We start from the raw sequence: 18,880 nt of genomic DNA on the forward strand, positions 1-18,880 counted from the left end.
GCCTCAGATTTGATTTGATACACTATCGCTTATCAAACCCCTGAGGCGATATCCCACAGCGTTTGTTGCCCTCTTTGCTTAGCTTTTGAGTTCATTGACATACTCAATTAAGTCTAGAGGAAGTTCTTTATCTCGCTTTTTAAATAGCTCTTTGTTTTGGGCTACGAACAAAGCGCAATTATTTAAAAGCGATGGGATAGTCGTCTTATATCCTAGCGCCCTATAAACATTTGCATCAGCCTTCCTAAGTGAGGCATCTAATTTTCTATTCTCTTTAGCAATCAGAATAATGTTTTCAGGGTTTGGAAATCGATCTTTAATCACTTTGCGTTGCGCTTCATCCATTTTTTCGATGTCAAAAAAAGTTAAGCTAATCGATACAACACTCTTGGGAATAGCATTAATAATTTTTTCAAGATCAATACTCGATCTATTACTAAGTCCATTCCAACTCAAATTAAGATGAGTTATTCCCGACCCCTCCAGCTCAGCGAAAATGACCGCAAGTTCAGCTGCGGATTTCTCTTCTAGATTATTACTAGACAAATCAAGATGTGTTATCCCAGAATCTTTTAAAACACGTATCATTGCCGCAAGCTCAGTGGTTTTTTTGAATCCCAATTGATTCCCACAAAAATTAAGATGTGTTATCCCTGATTTCTTTAAGGCACCTAACATAGTAACTAGCTCAGCTCCAGTTATTTTGGATAGCTCATTCCAAGCCAAACTAAGATGAGTTATCCCTGAGTCCTGTAACGCATCGAGCATCGTTGCGAGTTCAAGCCCTGTTTTTTGCCAAAAATTATTCCAACTCAAATCAAGATGCTTAACTCCTGAACTTTTTAAAGCCCCTAAAATGAAAGCCAACTTAGCACCTGATTTTTGTGCTAGTAGGTTCTCGCGTAGCTTAAGATGTGTTACTCCTGAGTCTTTTAAACCACCTAACATGGAAGCTAACTCGCGACCAGATCTTTGTCCCAAGCGGTTCTCACCTAAATCAAGATGGGTTACTCCTGAATCTTTTAAAGCCTCCGGTATGATCGCTAGGTCAGAACCCGTTATTTGTCCAAGATAATTCCAACTTAAATCAAGATACTTGACCCCAGAGTTTTTAAAAGCTTTTAAAATAGTAGCCAGCTCAGCACAAGTTTTTTGAACCAAATTATTATTAGCCAAAACCAGATACCTTACCCCACTTCCCTTTAAGGCAGTAAACATAATAGCAAGCTCTGTATCTGTTTTTTGACCTAGATTATTTCTACTCAAATTAAGGTGGTGTACTTCAGCGTTTTTTAGAGCATCCAACATCGTTGCGAGCTCAATACCTGTTTTTTCTACGAGATGATTATCACTCAAATCAAGATGCGTCACTCCAGAATCCTGTAAAGCTCCTAAAATAATTGCTAATTCAGTTCCTGATTTTTTCCAAAGATCATTTCTCCCCAACCTAAGCTTTCTCAGCCCTAATTTTTGTAAAGCACCCAACATAGTAACAAGATCAGCCGTTGATTTTTGGCAAAGCTCATTTCCATACAAATCAAGCTCTGTGACCCCTGCGTCTATTAAAGCACTTAACATTGCGGCCAGCTCAGTACCTGTTTTTTCCCAAAGAAAATTATTCCCTAGCTGAAAATTCTTCACGCGAGCGTTTTTTAAAACCTCAAATAAGGGTAACAACTCTATGTCTGATTTTTTTCCAATATCACATCCGGACATATCAAATCTCATGCCCCCTGATTGTTTCAAAGCTATAATTTCCGCAGTTAGTTCATCTATCGATCTAGCAGCCATTTATCTATATTCCTGTAAAAATAAGCGCAGTTTTGTCAATTCACGAAGAGGCAATCTGTTCTTTTTGAGCAATCATGGGTAAATATTATACACAATAATAATATAGAGCACATTATTTTTGACTAATATGATTCATTATTGGTCTAGACACCTTAGTGTCTTCAAAAAAAGAGATGGTGAGAGCAACCCACAAGCTCAGTAGATGAACAAATACCTCATATTCATCACTTATGAAAAATATGCACTTGTGGGTTGCGGATTTACAGAATACTAATTCTGAAATTGTGCTAATAACTGCACGGTTTTTTCTTTAGATATCTGTCCTACAGAACTTAAGTTAGCAAGTTGTTGCCCCTCCTTATCATAAAAGAGCATCGTAGGAATACCATAAATATGGTACGCCTGACGAATTTTAGCCACTTCATCTGTCTTTTCGCTGATATCCACGCGGAGATTTACTGAATCTTGCATGGCCTCAATAACATCAGCTTGATTAAATACATGTTTATCCATGGCCTGACAGTCACTACACCACCCGGCAAAAAATTCGATAAAAACACGTTTATGATTTGCCTTTGCTTCAGCTAATTTGGCATTCACTTCTTCAAGATTATGCACCCTAATGAATGGGGCTTGTGTCACTGACTCAATAATTGGAGTAGGTACAAATGCTTGATAAGCCAAAGCCCCCGCTCCCATCATAGATAACAAAGCCAAACCTTGCAGTAAGCGTCCCCCCAAATGAGGTTCCTGGCGAAAAGCACCAAAAACCCATGCACTTATAAGCAAGACAACAACCCACGAGAGATCAATCCAAAACTGAGGCGCAACACGACTTAATAACCAGACGGCCATGGCAAACATCATGAGGGCAAATACTTGTTTGATTCGAACCATCCAAGGGCCAGAGCTGGGTAAAAAACGACCATATCCTGCCCCCACAATTAATAAAGGCAGCCCCATTCCTAATGCCAAAACAAAGAGTAATAAACCACCTTCAGCAACGCGGTTGCTCTGAGCAATATAAGTTAGAATACCAATCAAAGGTGCTGTAACACAGGGCGAAACGACCAGGGTAGACAAAGATCCCATCAAAGTTGCCGACAAAATACCATGCTGGTATTTTTGCTTAGGTGTAAGTCGTGCAAAAACAGGCAATTGTAATTCAAAAACACCCAACAACCATAATGCCATAACTATAAATAAAATACTGAAACTAGCAATAATCAGCGGCTGCTGCATTAGTGTTTGTACCGTCGACCCAAACCATGCTGCTAACATTCCTGCTATGGCGTAAGTAACTGCCATCCCCAAAACATATCCTAAAGATAATTTAAAGGCATGACGTCCGGTATTTGCTCCTTGCCCCGTAATGATACTAGATAGAATCGGTACCATGGGTAAAACACAAGGTGTAAATGCCAATAGAACACCAAGGCAAAAGAATGCAGTCAGATAAAAAATTGGACTGTGACTTTGGATAAACTGCATTGCATCGGCAGGATTCGCACTGCTAATCCCTGATGCAAAAACAGAAAAAGAAATAAATGCCATCAACAATGACAAAATTAGTTTTTTCATTTTGATTCCTTAATAAATTTTTTGAGTTTAAAAATAAAATAAGAAATCAAATGGGAGGACGATAAATCGTATCCAATGGAGAATTATATTTTGACAAAATAAGTAAAAAACCTAATAAACCAATGAGGTTTCGTACTATCCATGATGAGTTTACAAATGCATCTTGAAGCCAATAAGAAGCTGAATAACAACTACTGTTCATTACTTGCTGCACAGAACAAGGAGTCATTACGACAGAAAGAGCCACAGGCGAATTAACGCTTTGTTTTGGACAAGTCGGAAGCTTGAGTGGTGCAAGAAAAATGGCACTCATAAGTATTAAGAGGATCAGAGAACGAGATTTGTTCATTTAACCACCTTAACATAAAGATTATGAAAAAATCAATGAACATCTATTAAGGTGCTGTGCTCATAAATAGTGACGAAGTTGGAATCATTCCCATATTACTGAGCAAATATGGGAACTTTTATTAGATCATTTTGGGTTATTTAATTAGGTAGAACAAACCGCTTGCAATTCATCAGAGCCTAAATTGATGAGATTGATTTGAGTACCCGATTCTGCGCTTACAGATACACTGCTGTTATTCTTAACCCGAATTAGGGTTCCTTGACCCGTAGACAGTTTTTTCCCATTGATCACGCCACTATTTTTTATTACGTTAATTTTAATTTTACCGTTATTTTGATGCGTACATTGAACAACACATGTAGCATTGAGCGTCCAAAGGGTATTATTTGCGAGTAGTTTTGTTTCATTTGGATTGAGTTTAATTGTCTTTTGAGCGTTTGATTGAGAACAGAATAGTCCAAAGATGATAAAAAGAGATAAAGTCAAAATTTTATTCACGTTGTATCCTTAAGTACGTTAACAGAAATAATCTGATCAATTATTAAATAAACAGATCATATTTTATGCTAACAACATTAAGGTTTTATTAAGGCTAATCGTTCGCAATGCAAGAAAGGGCTCCAAAACTTAAAGCTATTAGAAGATCCTCTGCCTGGTAATCATCAAAATAATACGCTCAATCCTTGTAAGCACTGCTTTTAATCAAGTACAAATTTGCACATCAACAAAGCATAATATATAATCATATTGAAGTATTTTTAGTCAAGCTGTACAACTATGTATAAGGAGATTTAAATGAAGATCAAAGCAGCAGGATTAATACTCGCCACTACCATGCTTGCAGTCGGACCAATCCATGCGGCATGTTACAAGTATCAACCAGGATGGCATATGGTTTCAAAAAAATGTGCTATCAAACCTGCTGATAATTGGCAAGAATATAAAAGTGGTGTTTATACTCAACCAATAACTGGAAAAAGTCTACTATAAGTAGATAGATTCAGTTTCAAATGACTTTCTAAATCAATGGGACCAAAAATAGATCCCATTGATTTAATCAAAATAAAATGTAACCTTTTAACAAAAGTAAGAGTTCTAATTCTTCGAATAACTTCTTCATTTAGGAGTTAAATCATCCGCCTAAACGCTTAGCCCTAGAGAGTCCTATAGCGCTCATAGAAATTTCTTCTCCTTTATAAGGAGTCTCTGATAAAGATATGGTTTTAATACTCCCTTGAAAGGAACTATATAAAGATTCAGCTGGTCTGTAAGCCACAGCAAAATAGATATCTTCTGCAGCCTTTTTCCTATCTTCTTCAGATGTTAAATCATAGACCCTAGGTAACTCAACTTTAGCAGTTGTATTCGATACGGGAGAGCAATTAGGATCAAAAAAATAAAGTTTTGAGTTTTTAATTCCTGCAGCAGTGGCGTGTTGATAAGAACCAATAGACAAGCCTAATTTATTCTCAGAATTCTTCCCTAACTTTTCTAGCAAAATCATCAGAGCTTCTAGCGAAAAATGTGGACTTTCCCACTGGTATTCCGATTTATATTTCCCTGGTTCCGAAAAATCTTCCCAACTATCTTGCGGCTTAAAGAAGCTAGGCGATCCTATTAATACATCTCGATGCTTGTCTTTCGTACTCTTAAGACCTGCCCACTCATCCAATTGTTTTTCATGCATTTCTTTTTCATCAGAAAAGACACGGCCTTGTTGGAAACTCCTAATTACAGAAATTGCATATTCAAATTGTTTCGTTAAGGCGGCATCTAGGGAATCCCTCTCCCTGTTCCAATCCACAACCGGCCCTAAAAGTTTATAATACTCATCTTCATTATCATTTAACCAAAGCAGTAACCAGGTAGCGGCAAATCCATTACAATGGCCATTTTCTAGGCGTTTAATGATGCGTTCACACTCCTTGACATCATATCCAGTTTCATTGTCACGTTTTTTAAATTCCAAGTATTGCCTAAATTGACTTAAAATATATAACTGAGACCAAAAGCCATAAGTAATTTCTGCTCGCTTTTTGAAATCGTTTTTTTCAGGAGGTAAATTCGCGAGTAAATCAAATGGAGTATGCCCATCCTTATTTGTTATATGCCAACTTGGATTAAAACTGTCAAAATAATCATTTCTAGCAACTTTTATAAATACTGGAGATGCACCAAGTATAAAATGATGCATCAGTGTATTTCCATTATCATCAACTAAAGTAGACAGCTCTATTCTTTGAGCACTCGCATATTTTATAAGGTTAGTGAATTCCTCTACATCATTCTTTTTAAAGGCATCTAATACTTTTTGGAATAATTGTTTATCTTCATCTATTAAAGTTTTTTCATGCATAATATTTCCTGTCAATATAGACCCAATAAGTACTATTATAGTACAGGCATGTTATGCATTGATGCTTTGCGCCAACAGTGGTCATGCGCCAGTATCAAAAAACTATTATAAAACAAAAAAATAAACACAAATTAGGACTTAATTTATTCTTAATTTTAAACGATTATAATCGCATGTGTTCCCCATTAATTTAAGTCTCTAATCATGTCAGATGGAAAAAATATATTTGACTTTTTGCGTAATACAAATGGTATTAATCAAGAAATTGCTATTGATTTTATCGCTCAGATTATGTACACAGAATTACCTGAATTCGCTCAGCAACTAATATCTTTTCTACAAGATGCTGATGAAAAGGCAATAATGCAGTTAAACATTTTAGAAACGGTGTTACGGGCATTTTTTAGTCAATTACTACATAAATTTAAAGTTACGGATAAGTGTGACCTTTTACGGGACTTGAAAAATATTGGATTTAATCTCATTCAAAAAGATCTACAAGATCAACAAACCAGCATTGAATTTAGAAGAAGATTGGAGGGTATCCTAGTATATCAAACAAAAAAAATAGAGGTGGAAATACAACAAGTTAAAAAAGAATTCACACAAATTGAAGATGAGATAAAAAACATAGCTCCTATAACTTATCATGTGGTCTTTGCCACACCCAACAAAAATGAAATATATCTTCAAGCATTTCCTTCTTTAGCAAAAGCTAAGGATTTTATTTTTAAGCAACAAGATATGCATAATAGAAGCTCGACAAATTACACCGCTCAAAAATGCGATTATTTCGTTGTAGAAATACAGGCTGGGGAAGGAAGTAATGAATTTAATAAGGCTAAGAAAGCAATAACCGATTTAAATACTATTCCTTATTCACGAAACCCTCGTGCTCCTATCTGGTCAAATCGTAATATTAATAGCATTTCCTGGGTTGCCAAAAGAAAAGAGATTAAAGAACCAGATGGATTAATACCCTCACATGGAAACCACGAAATTCCAGCAGCACTGCGCTACCCTTTAGAACCGGTCAATAAAGAAAGACTGTATAATCCTAATGGCACAGATAGTGTAGCACGTGCAATTAAGCAATTAGATAGCATGATAGAACGCCTGCAAAAAACAAATTGGGTATGGAAAATAATAGATGCATTGGTAGAAGCAGTAACTAAGCGACCAAGTCTCACAAATAAGAAAATTCAAGCATTAACAATAGTTAGAAATGACGTGCTAAAACAAAAGAATGCAATTGAAAGCGAGGTCATTTCGCTCAGAGAAGTATTAAATAAAGAATTGGAAAAGAAGGTAAACCCAACAACAACTATAAAAAACATATTGCATGCACATCGCTTTTGGACCACGAGCGAAAATACTAATACCGATGATGCCTTTGATGAGTTGCTAAATGCAACACGTCCAAAACCAACATAATTATCGAAAAATTGCGCTGGTAAGTTGCACTCAGCATTAAGTACTTTGTTGTGGCTGAAAATACTAACAAATATCGCCTGTATTTAACTCCACTAAATACAGGCATTGCATATATTATGCTCGTTGAGCTTGATCCACGTTTACTGCAATATCAGCAGCGTCGTCACTTACGAGTTGAGTATCTTTACATAACTTAACGTATTCTTTATGAGTAATTAATGCATAGAAAAGAGCTGACATTAATGTGATGTAATAAATATTTTGATAAAAATAAATTAACCACAGATATGTCAGAAAAGGCGTTGATAATACTAATAATGTTGTTACTTTCATTCGTCGTGCAATTTGTATTGATCCATAAATTATCATTAAAATTGAAATGGACAAATTCATCTTTAAAAAGTCACTAGCGGGTAAAGTACTCATCATTACCCCAAGGATACAAAAGATTACTAACCCAAATAGCCTGGTATTCGGTTTAATCGCCCCCATACTAATCGGAGCGGCCATATATCCAATTAAATGATATCCAGTCACAATCACCATTAATGAGGCCCAACTATCGGAATTCCAGAGAAATATTGCAGTTAGAGTAAAATTAATGAGCAAAGAGCGACGACACAAATTATATTCAGGATGTAATTTACCAATTGTCTTCTTTGGCATTTGACCTTCTTTAGCCATAGCGTAGAACATCCGGGAAGCGCCACCTAGATAAGAGTATCCTGTACCTGATGGACTCACGATACTGTCAGCAATCAAGATCATCGCTAAAAAATTCACGCCAAGTAACATTGCCAAATTAATCAGAGGCGAATGGAAATTAAGGCTACTCCACCCACTTGCTAACATGTCGTGGGGTACAGCGCCCATAAAGGATAATTGCAATAACATATAAACAAACATCACAATTACAATTGAAAGAACAATTGATAGAGGGATATTTCGTTTGGGATTCTCTATTTCACTGGCAAAAGCCACTGCCAATTGAAACCCATTGTAGGAATAGATTAAACCAGCTGAAATGATTGCAGTAATTGCTGATCCAACCCCATATTGAGTGTTTGTAGCTAAGCTAAAATTGCTGGTGTCAAAACGCATAATTAAGAAAATGACAATCGTAAAAATCGGACTAAGGATTTTTATTACGGTGACTGTATTATTAATTTTGGCTAATAACTTAATACCAAAATAATTAATAAATAAATAAATGACTAAGATACTTAATGCAAATAATTTACCATAAAACGTAAGGACGTTATCTGTGATTAGAACATCACTTTTAATTGCAGCAGCTAAATATTGTGTCGTTGCTTGAGCTTCGGTACCAATCGTTACCATTAATCCAAACCAGTTAGCAAAGGCAAATGGCATACCAAAAATACCATTATGTGATAATGCACTAGAGCGAGCAGTTGCCCCACGAACAGGGTAGATAGATGCAACTTGTGCGAGGCATAATCCCACAGCCATAACCAACAAGGCTGCCAGAACCCATGCAAGGAAGGCGTAATTTCCGGCAATTTTAGCATTTAATTGCGCACTAAAGAGCCATCCTGAACCAACCATAGCGGTAGCAGACAATGCTGTTGCGCTAAATAATGAAATTTTGGCATGCTTACAACTTGAACCCATAATAAATTTACCTTAGAAAGATACACATTTTAGAATAAGTGAAAACAAAATATCAATTTTGCATATTTTTCAGTCAGCGTCAAGAGGTCCACTATAAAATGTGCTTAAAAAGATATGGAGAAAACCCTGTTTCAAAAAATAGAAATAAGCTACCCCCCCTATTAAGCAAATAACCTATTGTTTTTATTAAATTTATTTAAACAACATAAGAAATGGTTATTTATTGTTCTCTTAACTGCAAATTCGAAAAAAAAGAGACAAATCAGTACATCCCATTTAAACTCAAATGTCTTTAATCGCTATGAAATAAGAACAGTCATCCAAAGTTATTAAATTATAAATAAACCCATGTTGAGTTCTTTTCTTGGTTGGAATTGGTTCTGCATTCCAAGAATGACTTGGGTACATTAAAACATATACTACAGAGCATTGTTTTAAAGAGGTTGTTGCTATGAATTGGTTCTAATAATGGTCCATACCTAACAAAAAAGTTTGAGGGGCTAGATAGGGTGTAAAAAACTTTAGGGGGTTGCCTAATTATGAACCAATATGCCAGTACCAGTATATGAAAAAATTCCATCACGTACACTTATTTACAAAAAAGAAGATAAAAATGGAGCAACCTTATTTGTAGATATGCATATCACTGAATTAGGTGAACCCATGGTTATAGTTTTAACTCTATTTACTTTCGAACTGAAACAATTATGGACCCATATTTTGCGTAGAACTCGGGCTTGCTTCAGAATTTTCTTTACGATTTTTCTTCAAAATAACTGTAGGTCTACTACCATTGTGCAACCATGATAAAATAGGCCTATGAACGCTTTGATTATTTTGATTATTTTGATTATTTTGATTATTTGATTGTGCATTCCTTTGTCTGATTCTCGATAAAGCGCTGGGTTTTACAGTAGCTAATTTAGAATAATCCACACACTCTGAGAGAATTAACTTGCGCTGTTGTTCGAGTGGCAAAGCGGTTAAAACACTCACTTGCTCTAACTCAGATATTAAAAAGTTACCTTTATATCGATGGCTAACCTGTAATAGTGCGGGAAACTCGCTAAAGCCTATTTTCTCAACATTCTGTTTTGCATCAAAAGGATTGAAGCCCTCGGTAATTTGGGGATCTATAATCGAATTTTCATGTAAGTAAGGTTTTTTGTGATAATTGACCCAACGGCAGTGAGCATGGCTTGACTGAAAATAACCATTTGTTTTTGTAAAAATGGTGTTTCCAAGTTTTTGGGCCGCTGCAAGAACACATCCATTCCCATAAGTTCCTCCTAATAATAAAGTCTTAGATCCAACTCTTTGACATTCCTGATTAAAAGAACGCATTTTAGTGCCAGAAGCTATTTGCTCTTCGATTTTTTTCTGAATTAAATTATCGTTTCCCAAATAGTGACTAATCTTTAAAAATAAGGATTTTACATTGTCAGCATTATAGTGAATAAAGGCCGGGAAAGAGTGTTCTTTACACATTTTAAGACGCTCTTCAATATTATGCAGAATATAATTTATGTAGTTTCTATCTGCTATATCCTCAAAAACATCCTGAAAGGATTCAATATATAAACTATCCCATTTTGGTAAATGAGTGGCTGAGCGATAAAAATAACGATCGTTTAGCCAACATTCTTTATAAATTCTAAGAGTACTGAACAAACTATCTAACTTGGCAACATCATTATGAGATTCACTGCGGAATTGTAAATCTACGCCATAAGGAGGTAACATTGAAGTAAGAATTTTTAACCCTTTTTTGGAATTTCTTAAAAAACAAAAAGGAAGAATTTGATGCTCAATATTTTTGTCCTCATGACTCCCTGCAACCAAGAGTTTATTTTGATTCTTAATCACATCATTCATTAACGATACAAAGTAAGCAACTTGAGGAGTATTTATAACGGAAAACTCAGTTTCTTTTTTTAAAAATTCAAGAAAAGCTCCCTCGTCATGGAAGTACTGTATGTGAGAAGCCAATTGATTCAGTGCTAGCAACGCATTTTGAAACTCGTTTATAGACGCAAAGTAAGCCAGTTCCTCTAAAATAATATTTACCCCTTCATCTAAAGGTATTTCAGGCCTATTGGTTTCTTCTAGTACCTTGACTAGTTCAATCATATAATCTCTTGTGGGATTTTTTTCAGGGCTTATCTCATATCCTCTGCTTCTACTCGCCTCTTTTTTATCTTGCATAAATAACAACCTATAAACTCATTGAACAAATAGGCTACATTATATACCCTAAAGGAAAAATTATGTACGAAAAGCGGATAATTTGTTTTGGTAAAAACAAATACGGTACCGCTGAATGGGTCATCAAGAATCTTTTTTCGGCATAAGGGCTTCTAAAATTAACGGAGCAACAGCAAGTAACAACCGATGTTGTGTGGGGTAATCTGCAGCATCGTTACCCCAGAAAGTCCAACATGAGCTTTGATCCCCCACTCATCGGTACTGCATTGATTTTCAGTATACCGCCACACATCGGAGCGCATCATTATTCGATAGAAACTCTGAATCAAGCCTTTCCTTTTACGCCAACAAACTGCAGACTATATTCTGGACAGGTAATAATTTCTTCCTGATTTGGAATAGTACCTTGACCTGCTCCCATAACTCATCAGGGATTTGCCCCCGCTTTGTTCGTGTGGTTCGCCAGTGTCTAAAGGCTTGTTTGCCAGCCTCTAGTTTATTGGTGCCATTTATCATTAAGTAGCCTTCTAAATTCTTCGAAGCTATAGGCGAAACAACCATTCTGTCCTTAGTCACGCATGCTTACCGAAAGTTAACATTAAAACCTGTTCTACAATTAGAAGACAACAAAATATTTGAAAATTGACAAGATTAATTAATTTATCTCTATAAAAAAGTAGGGAATTAATTGAATATTTAATTAGGACGAAAGATGAAAACAACACGGTTAGAGGCATTTAGCGATGGAGTGCTCGCAATCATTATTACCATTATGGTGTTAGAAATTAAAATTCCCCATGGTGATAACTTCGTTAGTCTGATCCCTCTGGGTCCAATTGTTTTAAGCTACTCAGTTTTATTTATATTGGTATTTATTGGAATAACCATCATCATCTATTCACTGCCGCCAAGAGTATCTCAGGTAAAGTGCTTTGGGCCAATCTGAATCTTTTATTCTGGATTTCACTGTTTCCGTTTGCAACCGGATGGATGGGCGAAAATCACTTTACTGCGACGCCTACTTCAGTTTATGGAATAGTACTTTTAATGGCAGCTATTTCCTATTCCATACTCGTACATGTCCTTATCTCACATGAAGGCACAGAATCTCTAGTAGCAAGAGCTATTGGAAATGACTTTAAAGGAAATATCTCCATAGCCTTATATGCCTTTGCAATTCCTCTTGCTTATGTCTCTACATGGATTTCCCAAATACTGTATGTGATTGTTGCAATAATTTGGTTCATTCCCGACAAGCGCATTGAAAATAAAATAGAGTGACCATTTGTACCTAGGTTAGAAACATTTTACTGAAAATCATAAGTATTAGAATGACTCTGGAATCTCGACATTTAATGCAGAGAGCTCCTCCTCATTAAAAACCATCTCATCATTAGTTCCAAGATTGTAAAAAAGATTAGATAAGTATTCTAAAATAAAAAAACACTTCAACAATGATATATAGATGAATAAACATTAAAAAATAAATATTTATTTATCATAATGTTAAGATAAAATCAGCACATTTAGAAAGTTGAGCGATTCGGGCCAAATAGAGATATCATCATTAAACTCTTACTGAATTTTATTATCAAGCCAAGATTGGTACGAAAGAAGCATAAAGTGACGTATGTAACACTAAGACTAGGAAATGATCCATATTTTTCTCATCTTGATCATCATGCAAACAAATTGAATTTTTGCTTTTTCTTGATGTATTGCAGCCTAAGTACAGTCCAATTAAGAATTTGTTAAGATTGTTTCGGTATAATTTAAACCCTTTTAGAGTGAATAATAATCAGGTGAAGAATGTTCCAGAAACATGACCCAATGAAAGGCTTTACACTTAAATATACCGGCACACGATTTAAATATGATGATACATCTGTTCATGGAATGGAAGCATTAAGAAAGAATTTTTCCGAAATGGGGGCTTTAGCAATTCGATTGCAGTTAAGTTTAGCTCAGTTTGCTGCTTTAGTTGAGCCCGTTTGTGAAGAACACTATAAAGAAAACTCGACTGAGCATACTGCCGAAGGGAAAAATCAACTTGATTTATTTGGTCTTGGAAAAGAAATATCAACAGTGTCCCAAGAAACGAAATTCTTAGAGCAATCGAGTCATTACATTGTTGGGAAAGGAAAAATACTAAATGAGCGTAGTCAACCACTTAAGTATCCTAATACTGAAGGTTTTCGTGGTGGCGAATCAATTTGGGATACCATTCATTTTTCAGTCTGGCAAACAGGAATCAATTTAAGTAGCCATCTATCAAAACAAGGATTTCTTTATCTTTGTCATCCCCAAGGTGTGGATGCCCAACAATATCAACTCATTACACAAGAAATAGATAAAGGCGAGTTTGAACTTATCACAGAACAGGGTAAAAAAATTGTTAAAACTCGATCTGGTAGAGTAATCGAAACATCTCCAATTCCATCGAATACTAAAATCAATCTAGATTCTGAACATGCTCACACCTATCAAGACAATGGTTTTGTAATTACTGTAAATGGTCAGGAAGCGCCAATGGGATGGATCATTAAAGAGGATAATAAAAAGCTTGTTCAGCCTGAATATGCTGAAGATATAATTCGTGTTATACGAATCTCAAAAAGTGGTTTTCGACGTTTACCAGAAGACCAAGGAAAATTATTAATGCTTGGTCTAATGAAAGGAAATGAGCATATCCTACATACCCAAAATCGTTCATTTAATGCAATGGATATTCTTCTTGAAATTCTGGAGACAGAATATGGTTTTGATCCTGAAAAGCTAATGGACGCCGCTGTCACAAAACGTGTGTTTGAACAAATGCAAAAAGATGCAAAAGAAAAAGATATTGTAGAGGATCTGTTAACTATAAATCTTGCATTTGAAATGATTCAACCGTTAAAAACAACCTTAGCACAAAGTGTAAGACATCCTTTATTAAAACAATTAACGAATTCCTATCCAGCAAATCAAAATACACTCAAAGCGGTTATCTATGCTTTTGATTTAGAGAAAAGAAATGGTAGCCCTGCGCTTCATTTAAATCAGGAACAGCCGCTTTCAATAGATGAAGGATTAATCGATGTGCGAATTAATGGAGAGCTGGCGAATCCTGAATTAACGAATCCAAAAAATGCAGCTGCATTATTATCTATTGCGATTCTTGTTACAGAGCAAATGATCATCGAACAACTTTTGCGTGATGCAGTCCGTTATGGAGAGGAACATCCTAATGTGCATGCACTCAAAGTGATGTTGAATGATGATAAGTTATTTTTAAAGCTTAGGGAACAAGCTTCTCACCTACCCTGTAATGAATCTGGACCAATCTTAGGGTTACAATTTTCTTACTGCGAGGAAATTATTGCTCAACTTAGAGAGAAACTTGGTACGAAGCATCTGATTAAGATCATTCACCAATTAGAAAACGGTGAGTCTATGGATTCAAATCCTGATGCCATAATTGCTCTTAAGGAATTATTCAATGTTGGTGAACTATTACAGCAACTTGAACAAACTTCTGGGAGCAAAGCACACTCTAGAGGAATTAATGGAGGATTAAGTGTAGTGATCCAAACTCTAGCTCCTTCACTATATAACGAACTTTCCAGCAGAATTCATTTTGATTTACCGGATTATTCTTTAATGCCTACAGAATCTAAGAAAGACGAAACATCGTTCGATGTATGTCCTTTCCTTAGCGGGAAGTTAAAAGACCAATCATCTAAAAATCATCATCAACCAAAAGAAGTGGAACAACAGGATTTCAAAAAAGAGCAAACTGTTGAGTCATGGTGTGGATTCTTTACCAAAGTGGTAGTTACAACAGGTGTCGCCGCTGCTGCAGGTATTTATCTTGGCAGTCAGATACTCTAACGAATCACCTCGATAGAATATATATTTTTGTTATTCAAAGCCCAAAAAGTTACAGGGCTTTGAATAAATCCAATATAAAGCAGCCCATTAAATTCAGAATGGTACATTTCCCACTTTCTTAAATTCAAATCTATAATAAAAGAAATTATCTAACATGGAAGGCTCTTATGAAATTTATTTATGGACTGCTTATAATCTCTTCCTTAATTTATCAAAATGCCTATGCGGAAAAAGCCCTCTCTCCTCCTGCCGGCCAATCATCTCAATGCGAAGATGCTTATGAACATTCTGGACAAATTAAAACCATTGGTAATGTTTTTAGCAGCTTATCGAACAATTGTTATTCCGCTGGTGGAATGAAGTTAATGCATAAAATATTATTAGCGGAAAATTCAAATGAGCCAACGGGCGTTTTATTTACATGTTCAGGAAGTGATTTAAATTTTGTTGTTTTTACTTGCCTCTTTTCAACAAATTAATTTATATCTGAAATAGAGGCTTGAAAACTCATAATCGACAGTAAACAATGTAACCTTCTTTAAGATACATTATCTCTGGGGGGTTACGCTTCTTATTTGATTAACAATTATTTTTAAAGAGCAAAATGGAACATATGCAGCATCATTGAATTCCTTAAAGTTTACAAGACTTTGACAGACTATGAACAGATTTATCCACAGAAAATGTGAATAACTCTAAAGGACACAATGCATTTAAAAAAGAAAAAAGATAGCAAGAGCAAAGGCTATATTAAGTTGCTCGAATTTAATTTAATAAGAGATTGAATAAATATCCACAAGAATGGAGGTATGAAAAAACAAATTAGCCATGGTTATCTTAGCAAATAAAAAGTTAAAAAACAGTCTTGACTCGAATTATTTTTTTTATTTAACCTCCAATTGATAAGTTTTTCTTCAAAAAATAAAGTATCCTCGACTTCAAGTTATTATTAAGATAAAATAATACGCAAGTTTTTATTATTTTGGCCGCTTCGACTCGAATTTAAACCATGCCTTCCTTAACGACAATCAGTATTTATATTTATTTTATATTTTTTTTGGTAAGTGCCCTTATTGAATCGATTTCATTTAATGCACTGGATCCATCGGCACAATACATTGTAGCTACTCGAAAAAAACTTCCTTTTATGACTGATTTAAACAGTATTATTAAGGTGTTTTTCTTTTCATTCACCATTATCTATATCACTCCTTGGCAAATGCAATATAAAACCTATTTATACAGTAATGCCCAGGAACTCATTTTTATCTATCATGTTTTCATGATTTTTTTTATTGTCGCATTTGTCCCCATCATCAAATACCTACAAAGCGATATAAGAAATGAACGTTTACCCAAATGGTATCTTAAAAATATATTAATTGGTGATTACATTCATCTCTGGGGTATTTTATTGGCATGTTATGCCTCAATTCCTAATTTTTAATTAGCGATTTAGACATATCTAAGAGGCATTCACCCCACCACGTAATCTTGAGGAGTTTAGGGCTAAGAAACTCCAGATTTTTACTCATAACCATCCTCTGGAGCCCCCTCACTGCGTTCGGAATGAGGGGACGTCGTTCACGGGATGATGTATCCCCTCCGCTACACGACACCCAGACTACAACTAGACTCCGCTATTCGATATAGAAGAAGATGGAGTGTTCATTTTCTCGTTGACAATCCGAGTATCCGGAAAAAAATTAAGACCATGAACGCTGCTTTCCACATAAAGTGATGGAGACTCACGTAATTCCAATTGCTTCCGAGGTCTAATTTTTAGCAACCCCATTCCACCATTCCTTTGTAGAGGTGTCTCATAAGTAAAGTGTAACTCCAGATGCTCTTCTGCCGTAAGTTCAAATTTATAGGTTGCAAGCATGCGGAATAACGCCATTATTTCCGTCATTACTATTCGAAGACCAGGGCAACAACGAGCCCCAGTTTTAAATGGTAATAATTGTCATAAAACGCGTTTGTAGTTGTTTTTTTGGAGCAGGATTTGTTCTTAAAAGGGTGATATCTTTTATTAATGAAAGATAGCTGATTGCTGAAGGATAGGTGATTTTTGCAGCATTAGCATTTTGATATAGCTGATACATTTTCAGAACAAAACCAACGCCAATAATAAATAAAACATAAAAAAGCCTATCGCTCCTCATTTAGAGTTAAATTTGTATTTTATTTGATAAATTTATGAGCTTTTCTGTTACATAAGATCTCCTGGATAACACCAAACCATGCATCCAGGAGGTATTGGACAAAAAATGAATTTTTAATTCATATATTAAATTACAAGGGGAACTATTTTATAAGGAACCAATTCACAATATTTTTTCCAATCATGGCCATATTTAGAAGAACATCGCTTATCATCACGAAATGCTCTATCAAATAAAAGAACAGTTAAAAAGCAAAGATAAAAGTACGGTGCAAAATTGTCAAATAAAGCAGGTACAGACCAAAAAAATGTACCAGCAAGCTCTGGAATATAATGGAAATGTCGCGCTATACCCCACCACCCTGAAGCAAGTAATATGGTTTGTTTTTTATCCCCTTCTGTAGTCTCATAACTGGCCAACACCGTTACAGGCTTTTTACCCCAAATTTTACATTCACCTTGTGTAGCCCGCGCAATAAGTCTTTGTTTGTCAGCAAGATAATTAATAATAATACTCGCTAAACCCAAACCCAAAATGAGGGTTGCCCATACAAAAGATAAGTTAATTGGATGAAGCACAAGATACATACTTGGAGAAGTATAAACGCAAGGTACCCATACCATACAACCCCAGCAAATATAAAAACCTGCACGATCATGCATGATATCTAAAGAGCGTAAATAGCCTTTTTCCCACATATAAAATTTGCTCAGATAGACGAATTGTAATAATACAGAAATTAACATTGAGTTGGATAATCCCCCTAGCTCTGCTTGCTTAGCGCAATAAGAAATAAGAAATAGCCCCCAACTCATCATACCAAAACGGCATGTAATAAATTTTTTAATACTCCATCCCAGGACTTGAGGATAAAGTTCTGTTCCCCAATAGTAATCAAACAAAATATTATTAGTTATACCTGAATCTGTAGATGAAGGAAAAAATCGTCCTTTAATATACAAAAAAACACAGAGGATAAGACTAAACAAATTTAATGCGCCAAAAAGAGCCCCGAGATTGTCATAAAGAATAGAGGCTGAGAATAAATTAAAGCCAAACGATGCGATGCAAAAGGTTGCCATGGTGACGATAAATGCTAAAACACCATTATCTTTGTAAACAGGGATATTCCCTTTGGGAGTAATAGGTCCTTCAAATTTTTTTCCTGGCAAAATACGCATTAAAGCCAGTTCAAACACAGTAAAAATTAAAATAATTTTCCAGGCAATGGACGAACCCCAAAAATAAGGTGTCCATACAGTGTATACAGTGTGATAAAAACCATTTTGAATCATTAAATCCCACAAAGCAGACAAGGACCCTTGAAGCTGAGTATTGGTGTACCACATCAACATGACAAAAACAGGGCATGAAAGAATGAGAAATAAGGGGCCTAAAGTATTCCTAATATTGAAATTCATAATGCTTCCTTACATATTTAAAAAGACTAAAGAGGATTATGATACAGGAATTTTTAGTATTTAGTATCTC

The 18,880-nt window shown here is 35.4% G+C and carries 16 protein-coding genes and 1 pseudogene; 7 read left to right on the forward strand and 10 right to left on the reverse strand.

Annotation, left to right across the window (positions count from 1 at the left end; all coding sequences use genetic code 11):
• Positions 1 to 78: 78 nt before the first annotated feature.
• The 4 genes from ACWTEW_RS25895 to ACWTEW_RS25910 all read right to left on the reverse strand — a co-directional run bounded on the left by ACWTEW_RS25895 (position 79) and on the right by ACWTEW_RS25910 (position 4,222).
• Positions 79 to 1,791 carry a leucine-rich repeat domain-containing protein gene (locus ACWTEW_RS25895; protein ID WP_454780973.1) on the reverse strand — a complete coding sequence of 571 codons (1,713 nt, stop codon included), beginning with the start codon at positions 1,789 to 1,791 and terminating at the stop codon, positions 79 to 81.
• Positions 1,792 to 2,061: 270 nt separating this feature from the next.
• Positions 2,062 to 3,372, reverse strand: coding sequence for a protein-disulfide reductase DsbD family protein (locus tag ACWTEW_RS25900; protein ID WP_454780974.1), 1,311 nt, complete (start codon positions 3,370 to 3,372; stop codon positions 2,062 to 2,064).
• A 46-nt stretch (positions 3,373 to 3,418) separates the two neighbouring features.
• Complete coding sequence (locus tag ACWTEW_RS25905; protein WP_454780975.1) at positions 3,419 to 3,721, reverse strand: hypothetical protein; 303 nt, start codon at positions 3,719 to 3,721, stop codon at positions 3,419 to 3,421.
• Positions 3,722 to 3,865: 144 nt separating this feature from the next.
• Complete coding sequence (locus ACWTEW_RS25910; RefSeq protein ID WP_454780976.1) at positions 3,866 to 4,222, reverse strand: hypothetical protein; 357 nt, start codon at positions 4,220 to 4,222, stop codon at positions 3,866 to 3,868.
• A 297-nt stretch (positions 4,223 to 4,519) separates the two neighbouring features.
• On the opposite strand from ACWTEW_RS25910, the gene ACWTEW_RS25915 reads away from it, so the two are divergent.
• On the forward strand, positions 4,520 to 4,714 hold the full coding sequence (locus ACWTEW_RS25915; protein ID WP_454780977.1) for a hypothetical protein: 195 nt from the start codon (positions 4,520 to 4,522) through the stop codon (positions 4,712 to 4,714).
• 142 nt (positions 4,715 to 4,856) lie between these two features.
• Here ACWTEW_RS25915 and ACWTEW_RS25920 read toward each other — a convergent pair whose 3' ends face one another.
• Positions 4,857 to 6,080 carry a hypothetical protein gene (locus tag ACWTEW_RS25920; protein WP_454780978.1) on the reverse strand — a complete coding sequence of 408 codons (1,224 nt, stop codon included), beginning with the start codon at positions 6,078 to 6,080 and terminating at the stop codon, positions 4,857 to 4,859.
• 204 nt (positions 6,081 to 6,284) lie between these two features.
• On the opposite strand from ACWTEW_RS25920, the gene ACWTEW_RS25925 reads away from it, so the two are divergent.
• On the forward strand, positions 6,285 to 7,514 hold the full coding sequence (locus tag ACWTEW_RS25925; protein ID WP_454780979.1) for a hypothetical protein: 1,230 nt from the start codon (positions 6,285 to 6,287) through the stop codon (positions 7,512 to 7,514).
• Between the two features lie 114 nt (positions 7,515 to 7,628).
• Here ACWTEW_RS25925 and ACWTEW_RS25930 read toward each other — a convergent pair whose 3' ends face one another.
• The 3 genes from ACWTEW_RS25930 to ACWTEW_RS25940 all read right to left on the reverse strand — a co-directional run bounded on the left by ACWTEW_RS25930 (position 7,629) and on the right by ACWTEW_RS25940 (position 11,683).
• Positions 7,629 to 9,149, reverse strand: a complete 1,521-nt coding sequence (locus ACWTEW_RS25930) for an APC family permease (protein WP_454780980.1) — start codon at positions 9,147 to 9,149, stop codon at positions 7,629 to 7,631.
• A 705-nt stretch (positions 9,150 to 9,854) separates the two neighbouring features.
• Positions 9,855 to 11,354: a hypothetical protein gene (locus ACWTEW_RS25935; RefSeq protein WP_454780981.1), complete on the reverse strand. Its 1,500-nt coding sequence runs from the start codon at positions 11,352 to 11,354 to the stop codon at positions 9,855 to 9,857.
• 158 nt (positions 11,355 to 11,512) lie between these two features.
• Complete coding sequence (locus ACWTEW_RS25940) at positions 11,513 to 11,683, reverse strand: hypothetical protein (RefSeq protein WP_454780982.1); 171 nt, start codon at positions 11,681 to 11,683, stop codon at positions 11,513 to 11,515.
• Positions 11,684 to 12,126: 443 nt separating this feature from the next.
• Between ACWTEW_RS25940 and ACWTEW_RS25945 the strand changes: the two are divergent.
• The 5 genes and pseudogenes from ACWTEW_RS25945 to ACWTEW_RS25965 all read left to right on the forward strand — a co-directional run.
• Positions 12,127 to 12,269, forward strand: a pseudogene (locus ACWTEW_RS25945) (TMEM175 family protein); the annotation flags it as partial.
• 12 nt (positions 12,270 to 12,281) lie between these two features.
• On the forward strand, positions 12,282 to 12,635 hold the full coding sequence (locus ACWTEW_RS25950; protein ID WP_454781285.1) for a TMEM175 family protein: 354 nt from the start codon (positions 12,282 to 12,284) through the stop codon (positions 12,633 to 12,635).
• Between the two features lie 528 nt (positions 12,636 to 13,163).
• Positions 13,164 to 15,224, forward strand: a complete 2,061-nt coding sequence (gene ceg17 / locus ACWTEW_RS25955) for a Dot/Icm T4SS effector Ceg17 (RefSeq protein WP_454780983.1) — start codon at positions 13,164 to 13,166, stop codon at positions 15,222 to 15,224.
• A 167-nt stretch (positions 15,225 to 15,391) separates the two neighbouring features.
• Entirely contained in the window at positions 15,392 to 15,703 is a 312-nt protein-coding gene (locus ACWTEW_RS25960; RefSeq protein ID WP_454780984.1) for a hypothetical protein, read from the forward strand.
• 530 nt (positions 15,704 to 16,233) lie between these two features.
• Positions 16,234 to 16,671 (forward strand): hypothetical protein, encoded by a 438-nt coding sequence (locus ACWTEW_RS25965; protein ID WP_454780985.1) that lies wholly within the window; start codon positions 16,234 to 16,236, stop codon positions 16,669 to 16,671.
• Positions 16,672 to 16,854: 183 nt separating this feature from the next.
• On the opposite strand, the gene ACWTEW_RS25970 is transcribed toward ACWTEW_RS25965, so the two are convergent.
• Both ACWTEW_RS25970 and ACWTEW_RS25975 read right to left on the reverse strand, forming a co-directional pair.
• Positions 16,855 to 17,109, reverse strand: coding sequence for a hypothetical protein (locus tag ACWTEW_RS25970; protein ID WP_454780986.1), 255 nt, complete (start codon positions 17,107 to 17,109; stop codon positions 16,855 to 16,857).
• Positions 17,110 to 17,514: 405 nt separating this feature from the next.
• Positions 17,515 to 18,810 carry a phosphatidylethanolamine N-methyltransferase family domain-containing protein gene (locus ACWTEW_RS25975; RefSeq protein ID WP_454780988.1) on the reverse strand — a complete coding sequence of 432 codons (1,296 nt, stop codon included), beginning with the start codon at positions 18,808 to 18,810 and terminating at the stop codon, positions 17,515 to 17,517.
• Between the last annotated feature and the right edge of the window lie 70 nt (positions 18,811 to 18,880).

It is taken from the genome of Legionella stuttgartensis (assembly GCF_977063405.2).